Source organism: Mycobacterium sp. NPDC004974 (genome assembly GCF_053600815.1).
The window spans coordinates 1-16,908 of the sequence record NZ_JBSGAQ010000008.1 but is presented as its reverse complement, the minus strand read 5'-3'; the positions used below and the strand labels follow the sequence as shown (position 1 = coordinate 16,908).

The 16,908-nt window shown below is 67.0% G+C and carries 19 protein-coding genes; 13 read left to right on the top strand and 6 right to left on the bottom strand.

What is annotated here, in order from left to right:
- Position 1: 1 nt before the first annotated feature.
- From ACWEFV_RS18770 to ACWEFV_RS18760, 3 genes are read right to left on the bottom strand one after another with little or no spacing between them, the layout of a single operon-like run.
- The gene (locus ACWEFV_RS18770) at positions 2 to 907 is read right to left on the bottom strand and encodes a class I SAM-dependent methyltransferase (RefSeq protein ID WP_450071251.1); all 906 of its coding nucleotides are present in this window, start codon (positions 905 to 907) and stop codon (positions 2 to 4) included.
- Positions 908 to 914: 7 nt separating this feature from the next.
- Positions 915 to 1,820, bottom strand: coding sequence for a class I SAM-dependent methyltransferase (locus tag ACWEFV_RS18765; protein WP_450071250.1), 906 nt, complete (start codon positions 1,818 to 1,820; stop codon positions 915 to 917).
- Between the two features lie 13 nt (positions 1,821 to 1,833).
- Complete coding sequence (locus tag ACWEFV_RS18760; protein ID WP_450071249.1) at positions 1,834 to 2,748, bottom strand: class I SAM-dependent methyltransferase; 915 nt, start codon at positions 2,746 to 2,748, stop codon at positions 1,834 to 1,836.
- Positions 2,749 to 3,071: 323 nt separating this feature from the next.
- Between ACWEFV_RS18760 and secY the strand changes: the two genes are divergently transcribed.
- The 11 genes from secY to ACWEFV_RS18705 all read left to right on the top strand — a co-directional run bounded on the left by secY (position 3,072) and on the right by ACWEFV_RS18705 (position 12,884).
- Entirely contained in the window at positions 3,072 to 4,397 is a 1,326-nt protein-coding gene (gene secY / locus ACWEFV_RS18755) for a preprotein translocase subunit SecY (protein ID WP_135452905.1), read from the top strand.
- On the top strand, positions 4,394 to 4,939 hold the full coding sequence (locus tag ACWEFV_RS18750; protein WP_135452906.1) for an adenylate kinase: 546 nt from the start codon (positions 4,394 to 4,396) through the stop codon (positions 4,937 to 4,939). The genes secY and ACWEFV_RS18750 overlap by 4 nt, the downstream gene beginning before the upstream one ends.
- The gene (gene map, locus ACWEFV_RS18745; RefSeq protein WP_135452907.1) at positions 4,936 to 5,733 is read left to right on the top strand and encodes a type I methionyl aminopeptidase; all 798 of its coding nucleotides are present in this window, start codon (positions 4,936 to 4,938) and stop codon (positions 5,731 to 5,733) included. The genes ACWEFV_RS18750 and map overlap by 4 nt, the downstream gene beginning before the upstream one ends.
- Before the next feature lie 114 nt (positions 5,734 to 5,847).
- Positions 5,848 to 6,375 carry a sigma-70 family RNA polymerase sigma factor gene (locus ACWEFV_RS18740; protein ID WP_135452908.1) on the top strand — a complete coding sequence of 176 codons (528 nt, stop codon included), beginning with the start codon at positions 5,848 to 5,850 and terminating at the stop codon, positions 6,373 to 6,375.
- Positions 6,372 to 7,106 carry an anti-sigma factor family protein gene (locus ACWEFV_RS18735; RefSeq protein ID WP_450071248.1) on the top strand — a complete coding sequence of 245 codons (735 nt, stop codon included), beginning with the start codon at positions 6,372 to 6,374 and terminating at the stop codon, positions 7,104 to 7,106. The genes ACWEFV_RS18740 and ACWEFV_RS18735 overlap by 4 nt, the downstream gene beginning before the upstream one ends.
- A gap of 208 nt (positions 7,107 to 7,314) precedes the next feature.
- Entirely contained in the window at positions 7,315 to 9,057 is a 1,743-nt protein-coding gene (locus ACWEFV_RS18730; protein WP_450071247.1) for a thiamine pyrophosphate-binding protein, read from the top strand.
- Complete coding sequence (locus tag ACWEFV_RS18725; RefSeq protein ID WP_135452910.1) at positions 9,038 to 9,718, top strand: SRPBCC family protein; 681 nt, start codon at positions 9,038 to 9,040, stop codon at positions 9,716 to 9,718. The genes ACWEFV_RS18730 and ACWEFV_RS18725 overlap by 20 nt, the downstream gene beginning before the upstream one ends.
- 9 nt (positions 9,719 to 9,727) lie before the next feature.
- On the top strand, positions 9,728 to 10,777 hold the full coding sequence (locus ACWEFV_RS18720) for a 3-oxoacyl-ACP synthase III family protein (protein WP_135452911.1): 1,050 nt from the start codon (positions 9,728 to 9,730) through the stop codon (positions 10,775 to 10,777).
- A complete protein-coding gene (locus ACWEFV_RS18715; protein WP_135452912.1) occupies positions 10,777 to 11,808 on the top strand; it encodes a pyridoxal phosphate-dependent aminotransferase in 1,032 nt (343 codons plus the stop codon). Before ACWEFV_RS18720 ends, ACWEFV_RS18715 begins: the two co-directional genes overlap by 1 nt.
- 69 nt (positions 11,809 to 11,877) lie before the next feature.
- Entirely contained in the window at positions 11,878 to 12,381 is a 504-nt protein-coding gene (locus ACWEFV_RS18710; RefSeq protein WP_135452913.1) for a MarR family transcriptional regulator, read from the top strand.
- A 65-nt stretch (positions 12,382 to 12,446) separates the two neighbouring features.
- A complete protein-coding gene (locus tag ACWEFV_RS18705; protein ID WP_135452914.1) occupies positions 12,447 to 12,884 on the top strand; it encodes a hypothetical protein in 438 nt (145 codons plus the stop codon).
- Here the strand turns inward: ACWEFV_RS18705 and ACWEFV_RS18700 are convergent.
- Positions 12,881 to 13,264 carry a nitroreductase family deazaflavin-dependent oxidoreductase gene (locus ACWEFV_RS18700; RefSeq protein WP_450071246.1) on the bottom strand — a complete coding sequence of 128 codons (384 nt, stop codon included), beginning with the start codon at positions 13,262 to 13,264 and terminating at the stop codon, positions 12,881 to 12,883. The genes ACWEFV_RS18705 and ACWEFV_RS18700 overlap by 4 nt on opposite strands.
- An 85-nt stretch (positions 13,265 to 13,349) precedes the next feature.
- On the opposite strand from ACWEFV_RS18700, the gene ACWEFV_RS18695 reads away from it, so the two are divergent.
- On the top strand, positions 13,350 to 13,934 hold the full coding sequence (locus ACWEFV_RS18695) for a TetR/AcrR family transcriptional regulator (RefSeq protein ID WP_450071245.1): 585 nt from the start codon (positions 13,350 to 13,352) through the stop codon (positions 13,932 to 13,934).
- Between the two features lie 3 nt (positions 13,935 to 13,937).
- Here ACWEFV_RS18695 and ACWEFV_RS18690 read toward each other — a convergent pair whose 3' ends face one another.
- Positions 13,938 to 15,116: a GAF domain-containing sensor histidine kinase gene (locus ACWEFV_RS18690; RefSeq protein WP_135459876.1), complete on the bottom strand. Its 1,179-nt coding sequence runs from the start codon at positions 15,114 to 15,116 to the stop codon at positions 13,938 to 13,940.
- A 32-nt stretch (positions 15,117 to 15,148) separates the two neighbouring features.
- Entirely contained in the window at positions 15,149 to 15,811 is a 663-nt protein-coding gene (locus ACWEFV_RS18685; RefSeq protein ID WP_450071244.1) for a response regulator, read from the bottom strand.
- Between the two features lie 115 nt (positions 15,812 to 15,926).
- On the opposite strand from ACWEFV_RS18685, the gene ACWEFV_RS18680 reads away from it, so the two are divergent.
- Entirely contained in the window at positions 15,927 to 16,724 is a 798-nt protein-coding gene (locus ACWEFV_RS18680; RefSeq protein WP_450071243.1) for an HAD family hydrolase, read from the top strand.
- The last annotated feature ends 184 nt before the right edge of the window (positions 16,725 to 16,908 follow it).

Here is a 16,908-nt window from a genome sequence, read left to right as displayed (position 1 = left end):
TCTAGTGCGATGTCTTCAGTGTTGCTGACAGATAACCAGAATCACCGGCCAGATCGGCAAGCTCCTCGGGATAGGCGAAACCGTGGGACTCGTAGGCTGCCCGGGTGGGCTGCACCGTGACGTCCCATCCCAGCGTGGTCAGGTGGTCGCGGGCCGAGGTGCGCTCACCCGAATAGAACAGGTCCATCAGATCGACATCGGACCCGACCTTCTTGGACCATTGGGTCACCCGCTCGGACCACTTCTCGGTGAGCGAGGCGGCGTCCATGTGTTCGGTGGCCAGGCGGCTGCCCGGGGCGCTGAGCGCGGTGATGTTCTCGAGCAGCCGGTCCTGGGCTTCGGGGGGAAGATAGATCAGCAGCCCCTCGGCAATCCAGGCGGTCGGGATCCGCGGATCGAAGCCGTTGTCACGCAGGGCTTTCGGCCAGTCGTCGCGCAGATCGACCGGCACGGTGTGCAATTCGGCGGCCGGCTCGGCCCCGAGTCCGGTCAGGGTGCGGGACTTGAACTCCAGCACCGCGGGCTGATCCACCTCGAACACCACGCTGCCGGCAGGCCAGGCCAGCCGGTAGGCGCGGGTGTCCAGCCCGGAGGCCAGGATCACCGCCTGGCGGACGCCGGCGTCAGCGGCCGCAAGAAAGAAGTCATCGAAGAACCGGGTGCGAACGGCGATCTGCTCGCACATCCGCTGCCGGTCCAGCATCAGATCGCCCTCGACGCACGCCTCGCCGTCGGCGAGCCGGATGCTGTGTTCGAGACCCACCGCACGCACCAGGGCGTCGGCGTACGGATCATTGATGAGGGGGTCGGGTTGTTTGGTGGCCAGGGCGCGGGACGCCGCCACCCCGGTAGCAGTCGCCCCGACGCTGGTGGCGAGATCCCAGGTGTCGCCTTCGGTGCGTGTCATGGTGGTCCTAACCTCGTATCGCGATGATGGCCTGTGAATTGCGTTGCGGCGCTGCGGCTTCTCCGTCAGGGAAGGCGCGCCCGTATTCGGCGAACAACTCGGGCCGCCGCCGTGCGGTCACCGACCATCCGCTGCCGGTGAGGTAGTCGACGACCGAATTGCGCTCGCCGTCGTACCAGAGGTTGGCCAGGTCGAGGTCGAGGCCGTGTTGACGCCACTGCTCGCTCATCGCGTTGCCACGCTCGCGCAGGTTGGCCGCGATGTCGGGATGGAACTCGGTTGCCAACCTGCTGCCCGGGGCGCTGAGCGCGGTGATGTTGTCGAACAACCGGTCCTGAGCTTCCGGCGGAAGGTAAGCCAGCAGGCCCTCGGCGCTCCACGCACTGGGCGCCGCCGGATCGAAGCCGGCCGCCTGCAGTGCGGCGGGCCAGTCTTCGCGTAGGTCGACCGCGACGGTGCGGCGTTCGGCTGTGGGCGTGGCCCCGATCTGGGCCATGGTGGCCGTCTTCGCGCCGATCACCTCGGGCTGGTCGATCTCGTAGACGACGGTGCCGTCCGGCCAGGGCAGTCGGTACGCGCGCGAGTCCAGACCCGAGGCCAGGATGACGGCCTGGCGGATACCGGCCTCGGCGACGGCTTCGGTGAAGAAGTCGTCGAAGAACTTCGTTCGCACCGCCATGATCCCGATCATCAACTCGGCGCCGGCGGCCAGCTCACCGTCGAGCGCGATCTCGCCGTCGACGAGCTTGGTGAAGAACTCCACCCCGACAGCACGGACCAGGTCCGCGGCGTACGGGTCGTTGATCAGCGGATCGGGTTCGGCGCTGGCGATCGCACGGGCCGCGGCGACCATTGTCGCCGTCGCGCCCACACTGGAGGCCAGATCCCAGCTGTCGGTGTCAGACCGTGCCATTGCTTGCCCTACCTCACTTCTCGGCGCTGATGTAGAGAACCGATGCCGCGTGGGCCTCATCCTCGACCGGTGGCAGGCCGGTACGGACCAGCAGATCGTTCGACGAGATGCCGGTGGTCCGCCACGCGTGGCCTTCCAGATACGTCGTCACGTCGGCACGGTCGCCGAGGAAGATCAGCTCGTTGAGGTCCATATCGAGGCCGTGTGCCCGCCAGCGGTCGGTGAACTCCTGCATCCGGGCCCGGATGGTCTCCTCGTCGTTGGTCTCGGTCGCCGGCACGCCCTCGACACCGAAGCGGCTGCCCGGCGCGCTCAGCGCGGTGATCTGGTCGAGCAAACGGTCCTGGGCATCGCCCGGCAGGTAACCCAGCAACCCCTCGGCGATCCACGCCGTCGGCACCGACGGGTCGAACCCCGCCTCGGCCAGTGCCGAGGGCCAGTCGAAGCGAAGGTCGATGGCCACCGTCCGGCGCTCGGTCGTCGGCACCGCGCCCAGGCCTGCCAGGGTGGCGCTCTTGAACTCGATCACCTCGGGCTGGTCGACCTCGTACACGACGGTGCCGTCCGGCCATGGCAGCCGGTAGGCCCGGGAATCCAGCCCGGCGGCCAGGATCACTGCTTGCCGGATACCCGCGCGGCACGCGCTCAGGAAGAAGTCGTCGAAGAAGCGGGTGCGGGCAGCCATGCCGTTGGCGAACCGGACCAGGCCGGTCGCCGCCTCTTCGTCGAGTCCCTCGGTGGTGAAGTTCTCGTCGGCGAGTTGGGAGAAGAAGTCCATCCCGACGGCGCGAACCAGGGGAGCGGCGAAGGGGTCGTCGATCACCGGATCATCGGCATTGGTGGCCATCGCACGCGCTGCTGCGACCATGGTCGCCGTGGCTCCAACGCTCGACGCCAGATCCCACGAATCGTCAGCAGTCCGGGCCATGGATCCCCCTTTTGTTCAGTGAAAATCAACGTGTTAGTTAGGTGATGTAATGAGCTGTCGCCGACTGTACGCTCCGATTCTGAAGAGATGCTCTGCTCCGTCGTTGGGCGGAATCTCGGACGGATCGGGCGGGCCGCAGTGGGCTGCCGCGGGTGCATGCAGGGTGGTCTCCGAGGCAACTGTTACTCTCGTAGACTGATTTGACGGCTGAGTTCGCAGGCTGCGCGCCTGCAGGGCGGCCGGACATGACTTGACCATTGACGCTGGCTCCACCAGCCCCATTTGGCACGCCGCGCTGAGAAGTCGGCTGCGCAGGAGGAAGAGTGCTTTCGGCTTTCATCTCATCACTGCGGACGGCCGACCTCAGACGCAAGATCCTGTTCACGTTGGGCCTGGTGATCCTGTACCGGGCCGGCGCGTCGATCCCGTCTCCGGGGGTTAACTACCCGAACGTCCAAAAGTGCATCGAGCAGGTCAGCGGCGGAGATTCGGCGCAGATCTACTCATTGATCAACTTGTTCTCCGGCGGCGCACTGCTGCAGCTGACCGTCTTCGCGGTGGGCGTCATGCCCTACATCACCGCGAGCATCATCGTGCAGCTGTTGGTCGTGGTGATCCCGCGCTTCGAGCAGCTGCAGAAGGAAGGCCAGGCCGGTCAGGCCAAGATGACGCAGTACACGCGTTATCTGTCGATCGCGCTGGCCGTCCTGCAGGCCACCAGCATCGTGGCGCTCGCCGCCAACGGCGGGCTGTTGCAGGGCTGCAGCCTCGATATCATCCAGGACACCTCGATTTTCGGTCTGATCGTCATCGTGCTGGTGCTGACCGCAGGCGCGGCGCTGGTGATGTGGATGGGCGAGCTGATCACCGAACGCGGTATCGGCAACGGCATGTCCCTGCTGATCTTCGCCGGCATCGCGGCCCGGATCCCGGCCGAAGGCCAGACCATCCTGGAGAGTCGCGGCGGACTGGTGTTCACCGCCGTCGTCGCCGCGACTCTGGCCATCATCGTCGGCGTGGTGTTCGTCGAGCAGGGCCAGCGCCGCATCCCGGTCCAGTACGCCAAGCGCATGGTGGGCCGCAAGATGTACGGCGGCACCTCCACCTACCTGCCGCTCAAGGTCAACCAGGCCGGTGTCATCCCGGTGATCTTCGCGTCGTCGCTGATCTACATCCCGCACCTGATCACGCAGCTGATCCAGAGCGGCAGCTCCAACCCGGGCACCGGATGGTGGGACAAGTTCGTCGCCGACTATCTGACCAACCCGGCGGATCCGGTGTACATCGCGCTCTACTTCGGCCTGATCATCTTCTTCACGTACTTCTACGTGTCGATCACCTTCAACCCCGACGAGCGCGCCGACGAGATGAAGAAGTTCGGCGGATTCATCCCGGGCATCCGGCCCGGAAAGCCGACCGCGGACTACCTGCGGTACGTGCTCAGCCGGATCACCCTGCCCGGCTCGATCTACCTCGGTACGATCGCCGTTCTGCCCAACCTGTTCCTGCAGATCGGAAACACCGGCTCGGTACAGAATCTGCCGTTCGGCGGAACCGCGGTTCTCATCATGATCGGTGTCGGTTTGGATACCGTCAAACAGATCGAGAGCCAGCTCATGCAACGTAACTACGAAGGGTTCCTGAAGTGAGAGTCGTCCTACTCGGACCGCCCGGCGCGGGCAAAGGCACGCAGGCAGAGAAGCTGTCCGAGAAGCTCGGCATCCCGCAAATCTCCACCGGGGACCTGTTCCGCAAGAACATCGGTGAGGGCACCCCGCTCGGGCTGGAGGCCAAGGGCTACCTGGACGCCGGCGACCTGGTGCCCGCTGAGCTGACCAACCGTCTGGTCGAGGACCGCATCGATCAGGCCGACGCCGCTGACGGATTCATCCTCGACGGCTACCCCCGATCGGTCGAGCAGGCCGGTGCGCTCAAGGACATGCTTGCCGCGCGCAACACCAAGCTCGATGCGGTGGTGGAGTTCCAGGTGTCCGAGGACGAGCTGCTGACCCGGCTCAAGGGCCGTGGTCGCGCCGACGACACCGACGAGGTCATCCGCAACCGGATGAAGGTCTACCGCGACGAGACCGAGCCGCTGCTGGAGTACTACCGCGACGACCTGAAGACCGTGGATGCGGTGGGTGCCCTCGACGAGGTGTTCGCCCGCGCGTTGCACGCACTGGGTAAGTGATCAGATTGCCGGGGTTGCGTAAGCGCAAGGTCGTTGCGCAGCGTAGCGCCGGAGAGTTGGACGCGATGGCCGTGGCCGGGGCGCTGGTCGCCTCGGCGCTGCGCGCGGTCCGCGCTGCCGCCGCCCCGGGCGTGTCCACTCTCGAGCTGGACCAGATCGCCGAGTCCGTCATCCGTGACGGTGGCGGCACCCCGTCGTTCCTCGGCTATCACGGATTCCCGGCCAGTATTTGCGCATCCGTCAATGACCGTGTGGTGCACGGCATTCCGTCGGCCGGAGAGAAACTGGCCGCCGGAGATCTGGTGTCCATCGACTGCGGCGCGATCGTCGACGGGTGGCACGGCGACTCGGCGGTCACCTTCGGAATCGGCGCGCTCATCGCGGCCGACGAAGCCCTTTCTGCCGCAACGAAATCGGCCATGGAGGCCGGCATCGCCGCGATGCTGCCAGGAAATCGGCTGACCGACGTCTCGCACGCGATCGAGGTCGAGACCCACGCCGCCGAGGCTCGCCACGACCGCAAGTACGGCATCGTCGACGGCTACGGCGGCCACGGCATCGGCCGGCAGATGCACATGGACCCGTTCCTGCCCAACGAGGGCTCACCGGGGCGCGGCCCGTACCTGGAGCCCGGCTCGGTACTGGCCATCGAACCCATGCTCACCCTGGGTACCACCGAGACCAAGATTCTCGACGACGAGTGGACTGTCGTCACCGCCGACGGGACCCGCGCGGCGCACTGGGAGCACACCGTCGCCGTCACCGAAGACGGCCCCCGAATCCTCACCCGGTAATCAGCGCCAGCAATCACTACCCGAATCGGGCGCCTGCGCTGGTGTATGCCCGCGCGCAAAGGTAGTAATTGAACCGGATCGCCACCAACGTCGTATCACAGGCGGAGGTAGGGAATGGATGATCCGGAGGCCGCCATGATGCGGGTGCTCTACGACGAGCATGCTGCCGCGCTATGGCGCTACGCACTTCGGCTCACGGGTGACCGTGCCCGGGCCGAGGACGTGGTGCAGGAGACGCTGCTGCGTGCGTGGCGTCACCCTGACGTCACCGCCGATACCGATCGATCAGCACGTGCCTGGTTGTTCACCGTGGCGCGCAATATGATCATCGATGAGCGTCGGAGTGCCCGGTTTCGGAATGAAACCGGTGTGCCCGACCCGGAACAGGTGGCAGACCATGCCGGGACTGTTGCGACCCCCGACCAAGTGGACAACGCCTTGGATCGAATACTGCTGACCACAGCGCTGAGCCAACTGTCCGACGAACACCGGGCAGTGGTCCGCCGGGCGTACTACCAGGGCTGGACCACCGGGCAGATTGCCGACGATCTGCATATACCCGAGGGCACCGTGAAATCACGGCTGCACTATGCGGTACGCGCGTTACGACTGAACTTGCAGGAGATGGGGGTGACACGATGACACAGTTCGGTGTACCCCACATTCCTGATCCGGTGGAATCCGATCGTTACCGGACCTGGGATGCGGCCTACGTGCTGGGATCGCTGGAAAGCAGCGAGCGCCGCGAGTATGAGGCCCATCTGGAGGGCTGCGGGCGGTGCCGTTCCTCGGTGGCCGAGTTGAGTGGTATGCCCGCGCTGCTGGCCATGCTCGACCTTGACGACGTGCTCGCCCTCGAATCAGAACAGCCCGATCCGCCGCTGCGGCCCGAGGTGCTGCAGTCCGTGCTGGCCAAGGTGAGCTGGGGGCGGCGGCGCTCGCGGTGGGTGACCACGGCGGCCGTGGGCCTGGCCGCGGCGCTGCTGGCGGTCGGTGTGGTGATCGGTATCCGTCCCGAGGTGTTCGGCCTGCATAGCGGCACCGAACAGCAGACCTCGCAGATGCTGGCCATGAGCAAGGTCTCCGACACTCCCATCAACGCCAGCATCGCGATGACCAGCTATTCGTGGGGCACCCGGATCGACATGGCCTGCAGTTACGGCAGCTGGGGCAAGCAGGATACGCCTCCGCAGAACCTGGGCATGGTGGTGATCGGCCGGGACGGCAGCCACAACGAGATCGCGACGTGGCTGGGGCTGTCCGGCGCCACCGCACTGCCCAGCGGCAATACCCAGATGCCGATGACGGATATCGCTGCGGTGCAACTGGTTACGTCCCCCGAAGGCAAGGTACTGCTGGAAAAGCAGCTCTGAGCTTCCGGCCCTGCCGACCGGATCAGGCGCAGCTTCGTCACGCTGGAGTGGCCCTCGGACCCGAGGGACACTCCAGCGTGACGTTCGGCGTGGCTACCACCTTGGGATGTCCTGCGATATCGCGGGGAGTTTGCACAAATCCCGTCTCGCGGTGAACCGACGCCGTCCACGCGTCGTGTCACTGGCAGAGCACGGAAGTAGGTGACACATGGTCGAGACGCACAGGGTGGTGGACCACATCGTCAGCCATCTGGCCGCGAATGGGGTCTCACACATCTTCGGCGTGGACGGTGCCAACATCGAGGACCTCTACGACGCGGCGTACTTCCGTGACGACATCACCGCGGTGCTGGCCAAACACGAATTCTCCGCTGCCACAATGGCAGACGGATACAGCCGCAGCGGCGCCGGGATCGGCGTGGTGGCGGCGACTTCCGGCGGCGGCTGCCTGAACACCGTGCCCGGGCTGGCGGAATCGCTGGCCAGCCGGGTTCCCGTGCTGGCCCTGATCGGGCAGGCGCCGACGACGCTCGACGGCCACGGTGCCTTCCAGGACACCAGTGGGGACAACGGCAGCCTGGACGGGCACGCCTTGTTCTCGGCGGTCTCGGTGTACTGCCGCAGGGTGCTGACGCCCGCTGACATCGTCACCGCGTTGCCCGAAGCTCTGGCTGCCGCCCGCGCCGGTGGACCCGCGGTGTTGTTACTGCCCAAGAACATTCAGCAGGCCGAGCTGGGGGAGCTCGGTGCCGGCAACGGACGGGCCGGCGCCACCGGGACGACCGCACGCCATTCCGATCTCGGCGTGCTCGAACAGGCCCTGCGCGGCGTCGACGGCCCGATCACGATCATCGCCGGTGAACAGGTGGCGAGAAACGACGCCCGCGCCGAACTGGAACGGCTGCGGGCCACGCTGCGGGCGCAGGTGGCCACGGTGCCCGACGCCAAAGACGTGGCGGGCATCCCCGGGCTCGGCTCGTCCTCCTCGTTGGGGGTGGCCGGCGTGATGGGCCATCCCGGGGTGTCCGTTGCCGCAGCGCGGAGCGCACTGTGCCTGCTGGTCGGCACCCGCATGACGGTGACCGCCCGGACGGGCCTCGACGGCGCGCTGGGTTCGGTACCGACCTACTCGATCGGCGCCCAGGTGCCCCACCTCTCGTGTACCCACCTCCATTCAGATGATCTGCGGGTATCGCTGACGCTGCTGGCCCGGGCGCTGTCCGGTCCCGGCCGACCCGCCCAGCTTCGGGTGGCGGACATGGCCCCGCGGACCGAATTGCGCCCACCGGCCCATGGCGGTCCGGGCATCCGGTACCGCGACGCGATGGCCGTGCTCGACGAGGCCCTGCCCGACGGCACCGACATCGTCGTCGACGCGGGCAACGTCGGGGCCTCGGCCATCCACTATCTGCCGGCCCGGCGCGACGGCCGCTTCATGGTGGCGCTGGGCATGGGCGGGATGGGCTACAGCTTCGGCGCGGGCATCGGGATGACGTTCCACCGGGCCACTGCGGTCGGCGCTGTGACCAACCGGCGCACCGCGGTGATCGCCGGTGACGGCTCATTCTTCATGCACGGCATGGAGATTCACACTGCGGTGCAGTACCGGCTGCCGATCACGTTCGTGCTGTTCGACAACCATGCCCACGCCATGTGCGTCACCCGCGAACAGCTGTTCTACGACGATCGCTACTCCTACAACAGGTTCGGCCCGAGCCGGCTGGGTGCCGGGCTGGCGGCGATGTTCCCCGGCCTGCCCGCATACGACGTCACCGAGATCCGTCAACTGCCCCAGGCACTCGGCATGGCACTGGACACCGACGGCCCATCGGTGCTGAGCATCGAATGCTCAGCCGACGAAATCCCGCCGTTCGCAGCATTTCTCACCCCCAACGACAGCACACCTTCCACGTCAGAGGAGAACAGGACCCATGTCACTGCCCGCGCTTGAAGACATCACGGCCCATCGGGCCACCCGCACCCCGCTCGACGGACTGATCCGGATCGAGACCTCACCCAAGGAGCAGGCCACCCCGATCATCATGGACATGATGCGGTCGGTCTACCCGCATGACCAGGTGTTCGGTCAGTACTGCACGGTCAACGACTACATCGAGTGCCCACCCGACGAGTTGTTCGACTACATGTCCGACACCCGCTGCCTGGAAGAGTGGACGTACAGCCTGCGTGGTTTCACCCCGACCGAGGAGCCCGGGTTGTGGCTGGCCCATGATCGGCTCGGTGCCGGGCCGTCGGGCCCGGGCAGCGCGATCTACACCCGCACGGTGGCCAACCGCGACGCGCTCACCGTGGACTACCACTGCGCCTGGGATCAGGGCAAGCACCTGTGGATGATCTACCTGATGCGGATCGTCGATGCGCAGGTGGTCTTGGACAAGCCGGGATCGGTTGTGCTGTGGACGAATTGCCATCATCCGTTCTACGACGAGAACCCCTACCCGGAGACCGCGCCGCAGGCGCGACCGGTCTGGGTGGGCGACTTCTGGGACATGTTCGGCCCCGGCCACCTGCTGGAATTGCGAAACCTCAAGGCGATCGCCGAATACCGGCACCGCAACGGCCTGCCGGTCACCCCGGCCTGGATGAAGTGAGGCCCGGCCATGTCTGAGAAAGCTCCCGTCAGCCTCATCGATCTGTCCACCTACCTGCCCGGTGACCCGCTCGGCGCCGACTACTACGCCGGGTTCGCCGAAACCGATGAGCTGGCCGAGAACGTGATGTTCCGTGCGCCGCGGTTCCGTCATCATGTGGCGCCCGAGGAAACCGCGATCGACATGGTCGAGCGGGCCGCCGCCGGGTTGATCGAGCGGCACGGTTCCGACGTCATCACCGGGGCTGATGTGCTGATAACCCACACCCAGCTGCCCGACATGCCGTTCTACGGTGGCGGCGGCGGCATGGCACACCGGCTGGGGATGAAGCCCGACTGGGTGATCGACCTGCACAACGGCGGCTGCGCGGCATTCGTGCTCGGGCTCAAGGTGGCCCGTACGCTGCTGAGCGCGGGGGAGGGCCGGACCGCGGTGATCGCGATCGCCCAGAACGCCGCGGGCACGGTGTTCGACCAGCCGACCGTCCGGCGCAAAGCCCAGGCCTCGGTCCCCGGTGACGGCGCGGCGGTTGCGCTCGTGACGCTGTCGGACTCCTCGCCCATCCTCGACATCGAATGCCGCACGTACGGCGAGTACGCGGGTGATATGACCCTGGCAATCGACCCGCCGGCCAAATGGTGGCAGGCCCGCACGGGAGAGGCCTCCATCGGCTTCACCGAGAGCAAGATCACCAAGGTGCTGGCCCGCGGCAACCGACAGGTTCCCGAGGTGTCGTATGCGGTCTGCGATCGGATCGGTGTGCAGCCCAAGGACATCGACCTGCTCGTCACGAATCAGCCCAACCGGGTGTTCCTCCGCAACTGGCGCGATGCGCTCGAGTTGCCGCCCGAACGCCACGTCGACACCTTTGACGAATGTGGAAACCTCTTCGCCGCAGGCATTCCCGTCAATCTGGACCGGGCCGTCACCGGCGGTCGGGTGAAGGCCGGCGACACCGTGCTGATGGCCGCCTTCGCCCACGCCGGTGACTTCGCCGGAGCCGCCGCAGTGCGGTGGGGCGGGCGGGCCGGCAACGGCGGCGACCTGGGGAACGGGTGATGGTGGCACCGCGCACCGCACTGTCCGACGTGGTCGGCGCGCTGCCGCAGGCGGTCAACCCGTTGGCGTTGTCGCTCAACGAATGCCCGTTTCCGCCACTGCCCGCGGTTCGCTCAGCGCTGCGCGCGTGCGATGAGGCCGCCAACCGGTATCCGGAATTCCTGCCGCAACGGTTGCGATCGCTGATCGCCGATCACGACGGAGTGGCCGAGGAGCAGGTGATCGTCGGGGCCGGAGCCACCGGGGTCATCATGCAGGTGCTGCAGGCGGTGACCAGTCCCGGCGACACCATGGTGATGGCGGGGCCCACGTTCGACGGGTATCCCATCTTCGCGCAGATGGCGCGGTTGCGGACGGTGACGATTCCGCTCGATGCGCACGGCCATCACGATCTGGATGCGATGGCCGAGGCCGGGAAGGACGCGAGGGTCGTGGCGGTCTGCCGGCCGCACAACCCGACGGGCACCGTCGAACCGGCCATCGAGATCGAGCGCCTCCTGACCCGGCTTCCCGAGAACACCGTCGTGCTGCTCGACGAGGCATATGCGGAGTTCTTGACCGCCGAACACCGGATCGACGGGCCGAGCCTGGTGGCCCGGTTCGGCAATGTCGTGGTGGTGCGCACCTTTTCGAAGGCCTACGGCCTGGCCGGGCTGCGGATCGGCTACGGGTTCTGTGCCCCCGATCTGGGCCGGCAGCTGTGGCAGATGCAGTTGCCGTTCGGAATCGGGCTCAGTGCCCAGGTGGCTGTCGCCGCCTCATACGATGCGGAAAATCAGTTGCGCCAACGTATCCGGATGATCGCAGCGGAACGGCGCTACCTGCAGACGCGGTTGCGCGCGCTCGGGGTCTACAGCACCGACGCTCAGGCGAACTTCCTGTACCTACCCGGCGGGTCCCTGTCGTGGCCGGAGGTGTTCGACGGCACCGGACTTCAGCTCCGCCATTACGCCGACGGCGGGGTGCGGATCACGATCGGATCGAGGCAATCCACCTGCGCCGTGCTGGGTGCGGTGACAGCGGCCGCCTGAAGGCCACGATGCGCGCCCGGATGGGCGCAGAATGCGCGGCGCCTGCACGGTGATGCGGTAAGAAGAGGCGTGCCCTCACCACCAGACAAACGTGACCCCATCGCGCAGGCTCGCGCGAACTGGGAGGCAGCCGGATGGGGCGACGTGGCCGGCGGCATGGTCGCGGTGACGTCGGTGATGCGCGCCCACCAGATCCTGCTGGCCCGGGTGGAGTCTGCACTGCGGCCGTACGATCTGAGCTTCTCTCGGTTCGAGCTGTTGCGACTGCTGGCGTTCAGCCGGGCCGGTGCACTGCCGATCACCAAGGCTTCCGATCGCCTCCAGGTGCATGTCACCAGCGTCACGCACGCCATCCGGCGCCTGGAAGCCAACGGTCTGGTGGAGCGCATCCCGCACCCGACCGATGGGCGCACCACCTTGGTGCAGATCACCAAACTCGGGCGTTCGACGGTCGAGGACGCCACGGTGACACTGAACGAGCAGGTGTTCGCCGATGTCGGGATGTCGGATGAGCAGTCCCAGGCCCTGGTGGCGTCGATCGAGACGCTGCGCCGACACTCCGGGGATTTCTGACTCCCGGTTTCCCGGCCACCCGGTGCGAACCCACTACCCTCGAACACAGTTGATGGGAGCGGCGGATGAACGCCAAGCGGGTGGGCGCGGCACTGGGTGCCGTCGCGGTCGTGTTGATGGCGGCCTGCAGTAACACGACTACCGGGGTGGCCACCGCCCCCGATGACGTCACACCGTTCACGTCGGCGTCGAGGGCACCCGCGCGAACTGCCACAAAGAGTCCCAAGCCGAGCGCGACCCCTGGCGGTGGTTCGGGGGCACTGCCACCTGAGGCCTATGCGGAGGTGCGGGCGGGCGGCCTGCAGGGTTCCGATTCGGCGATCCGTGATCAGCTGATGCTCGCCTGCATCATGGGCGAGAGCAGTTTCAACAAGACAAAGCAGGATGTCGTCAACACGCTGATCCAGATGGGCAGCAGGATCTCACCCCCCGCGCTCATGACGATCGTGACCGTGGCGATCAAGTACGAGTGCCCCGAGCTCGCCGGGAAGCTCGGCGGTTAGTCCGCGATCTGCAGGCTGAGGAACTCGGGGGGCTTGATCACCCGGCGCAGCATGAACCTGATGAACGCGGGCATGTCTGTGGCGTTCTCGTCCCGGTAGACCTCGGGCGCGGTCAGCCGGTACCGATGGCGGCGGGCCTCCAATTCGCACCCGTCGGCGGCCAGCACATTGCGCACCCAGTCTGCCTGCGAGCCGTAGGTCAGGGCGATGACGTAGCCGTTCGGTCGTCGAAAGGCCCACAACGGTGTCCGGAAGGTCCGGCCGGACTTGCGGCCCCGGTGGATGACGACTGCCCAGCCCGGCGCCCATGGGGCGATGAACCGGGTGAGCTGATTCAGGCCGATCTTGTTGGCGTAGGCGACCCATCGCGGAGCGGGCATCAGATAACTCCTCAGGTGTGGAATTAATGATTCGAGCGTAGACCTGGCCCGATAAAGAAGTCAACGACTGTAGAATTTCTGGACTATGCCGCCCCGTGGACGACGGCCGGGTCAGCCCGGCACCCGTGAGGAGCTGGTCGCCACCGCCCGGCGGATGTTCGCCGAGGGCGGCTACGACAAGACCTCCCTGCGCGACATCGCCGCCGCCGCGGCCGTGGATCCAGCCCTGATCCGGCACTATTTCGGCAGCAAGGCCGAGCTGTTCCGGGCCACCGTCGGCTGGCCGTTCGACCCCGAGCAGTTCAGCGGGCGAATTCTCGACGACGGTCGCACCGGCCTGGCCGAACGCCTCACCCGGGCCTTCTTCGAGCTGTGGGAACATCCCGACACCCGTCCGCCCCTGTTGGCGATCCTGCGCGGCGCAGCCACCCACGAGGAATCGGCCGCACTGGTCCGCCAGTTCATCGAGCAGCGGCTCTACCCGCAGATCGCCACCGCGCTCACTGGCGCCGACGCCGAACTGCGGGTGGACCTGGCCATGGGTCAACTGCTCGGCATCGCCTACCTGCGCCACATCCTGCGGATCGAGCCGATCGCATCGCGATCGACCGAGGAGCTGATCGCCCGCGCGGTGCCCGCCGTGCGCGTGCACCTCGGCGAGGACGGCTGACGGCTACTCCATCACAGCCGGTAGCGGGATGGTTGCGGTCACCGTGGTGCCCGCACCCGGGCGCGACCGGATGTGTAGCCGGCCGCCGACGATCTCGGCCCGCTCCGCCATCGACAGCAACCCGTAGCCACCCATCTCGTCACTGCCCAGCGGATGCTCGAACGTGTCGAAACCCTTTCCGTCATCGACGATTTCGAGCCGGGCTACGCCGTCGTCGACGGCGAAGGTGAGCCGGGCCCGGTCCGCCTCGGCGTGTTTGACCACGTTCTGCAGGCATTCCTGGGCGATGCGGTACAGCGCCAGCTCGATATGGTCGGGCACCCGGGTCTCGGCGAGGTCGACGTCGATCGGGATCCGCGGGATCGAGCGGGCCAGGCTGGCCAGCCCGCCCGACAAGCCGAGGTCGTCGAGGACCGGCGGGCGCAGCCCGCTGATCGCGGCCCGCGCTTCCTGCAGCGTCAGTGCGACCAGTTCCCGTGCGGCCGCCAGTTGCTCGGCGACCATGTCAGGCTCGACCGCGCGGGCGGCGGCGTCGAGCCGGTACGACAGCGTCACCAACCGCTGGGAGATGCCGTCGTGAATATCTCCGGCCAACCGGCGCCGCTCGATCTCCTGCGCCTGGATCACCTGCTCGACGAAGTTCTCGTGTGCCCGCTCGCGTGCCACCAGCTGGCGGTGCAGCCGGGCCTGGTGCAGCGCGCCGGCGATCAGCCGGCCGATCACCAACAGCAACTCCACGTCACGGGGTGTGAACTCGCGGCGATCGACCGTGTGCACGTTGAGCACGCCGACCAGCCCGCCCGGCCCGGTCTCCATCGGGACCGACACCATCGAGGTGAAGTCGCGCCCGCGCAGCGATTCGAAGGGCTTGTAGCGGGGATCGGATTCCTTGTCGTGGCTGATCACGACGGGCTGGCGGTGGCTGGCCACCCAACCGGAGATGCCCTGCCCGAGCGGCAGCCGGATCTTGCCGATCTCGGCATCGAAGGGCGGCGTGGCGCCCGCCAGCGTCAGGGCGCGTTCCGAATCGTCGAGCACGTGCACGAAGCACACGTCAGTGGCGGTGGCCTCGGTGATCATCCGGGCCGCCGCGGCGGCCAGCGGCTCCACACCCGGGCCGCTCGACGCCGCCCGGATGAGCTCGCGCAGCAGGGCCAGTTCACGGTCGGCGGTGAGGTCGATGGGGCCGAGTTCGCGCTCGGGCTTCCCGGCGGTCACTGGTAGATACCTTCACGTAGTGCCGTGGCCACCGCGCCGGCCCGGTCGCTGACCCCGAGCTTGCGGTAGATGGAGCGCAGATGGGTCTTCACCGTTTCCTCGCCGATCACCAGTTTGTTGGCGATCCCGCGGTTGGACAGGCCCGTGACCACGAAGGACAGGATCTCGCTTTCGCGTTGGGTCAGCCCTTGCCGTACGCCGGGCCAGAACTCGTCGCGCTGCAGCCGGGCCGCGGTGCCTGCCGCGCGGGCCGCCATACCCGGATCGATCGCGGTCTGGCCGCTGTGGGCGAATTCGAGCTGACGTACGAGCTCGTCACTGCTGATGCTCTTGAGCAGATACCCGGCGGCTCCCACGCGTAGCGCCTGGAACAGGTACTGCTCGTCGTCGTAGACCGACAACATCACCACCTTGCGGTCCGGGTCGCGCTCGCGCAGCACCCGGCACAGATCCAGCCCGCTGGAGCCCTCCATGCGCACGTCGCACAAGACGATGTCGGGGTTGAGCGTCTCGATCACGTTCAGTGCCCGTTCGGCGCCGACGGCCTGGCCGACCACCTCGACCCGGTCGTTGAACGCAGCAAGCATGGCCTTGAGACCCTCGATGACCATCTCATGGTCATCGACCAGCACAAGGCGCACCGGATTGGAGGGCGCCATGGCATCACCCTAGAGGTGGTGACGGGTACCGAGGGCCGGAGCAGATCAACATCAACTCTTCTAATCCCCCCTACGGGGGACGCGCGACGGATGTGACGTGGGCCACTGTCATGTGGTGCCCTCACTACAAGAGAAGTCATGGCGTGCCGGACGGTTCTGGTGGGACTGTCCGCAGACCGAAGTCAGTGCCCGTCCGCTGCGTGCGGTGGTCTTCGACCTCGATGCGCTGTCGGACCTCGACCTGGAGGGGCATCGCGTCGTCTTCAACGCCGCCTTCGCTGCGCACGGTCTGCCGATCCAATGGAGCGTCGACCGTTATCAGCAGCTCCTCGCACTGCACGACGAACGCCAGCGGGTCACCGCCGAACTGCGCAAGCAGTGCGTCGGCCCGGAGTGCGATGTGCTCACTGAAGTGCTCGCCGACGAAATCTGCATGACCAAGGACATGATGTTCGACGAGATGATCCTCGACGCCGGCCTGACAGCACGGCCAGGTCTGGAGGATCTGGTGAACGACGCGTTCCTGGCCGACCTGCCGGTCGCGGTGGTTGCCGGAGGCCGTCGGCGCTGGGCCGAACCCCTGGTGCGCCAGCTCGTCGGCGACGGCGTGGTGGAGACCGTCGTCACCACCGATGACGTGAGCGCAACCGGGGCCGAGCTGTACCGGCACGCCCTGGCCGAACTGGGGGTGGCGGGCCACGATGCGTTGGCCATGGTGGGCTCGGCAGCGGGCCTGCGTGCCGCCAACGGCGCCGGGATGGCCAGCGTCCTCATCGACCCCGACGCCGGTGCCGGTTCATACGCGGCGGTTGCGGTGCGGCCCGACTTCGCCGGTGCCGACGCGCTGCGCCTGCCGGTATGCCAGCGCCTGCACACTCAGTGGTGGGCTCAGCGCAGCCCGTCTGCGGCATAACAGTCCGACAAGATCCGCGTTCGTAACGTGGTGGCGGTGAAACGCGGCTCAAAGTCAAGTGGCTAGTGCAACGTGGCTACGCAGCTTGGTTGAGGAGGGTGGCGAGGCGTTGGGCTGGGGTGTCGAGGTCCAGGGTGGGTCGGGGCCGGCTGTTGAGTTTGTCTTGGACCCGTTGGAGGTCGGC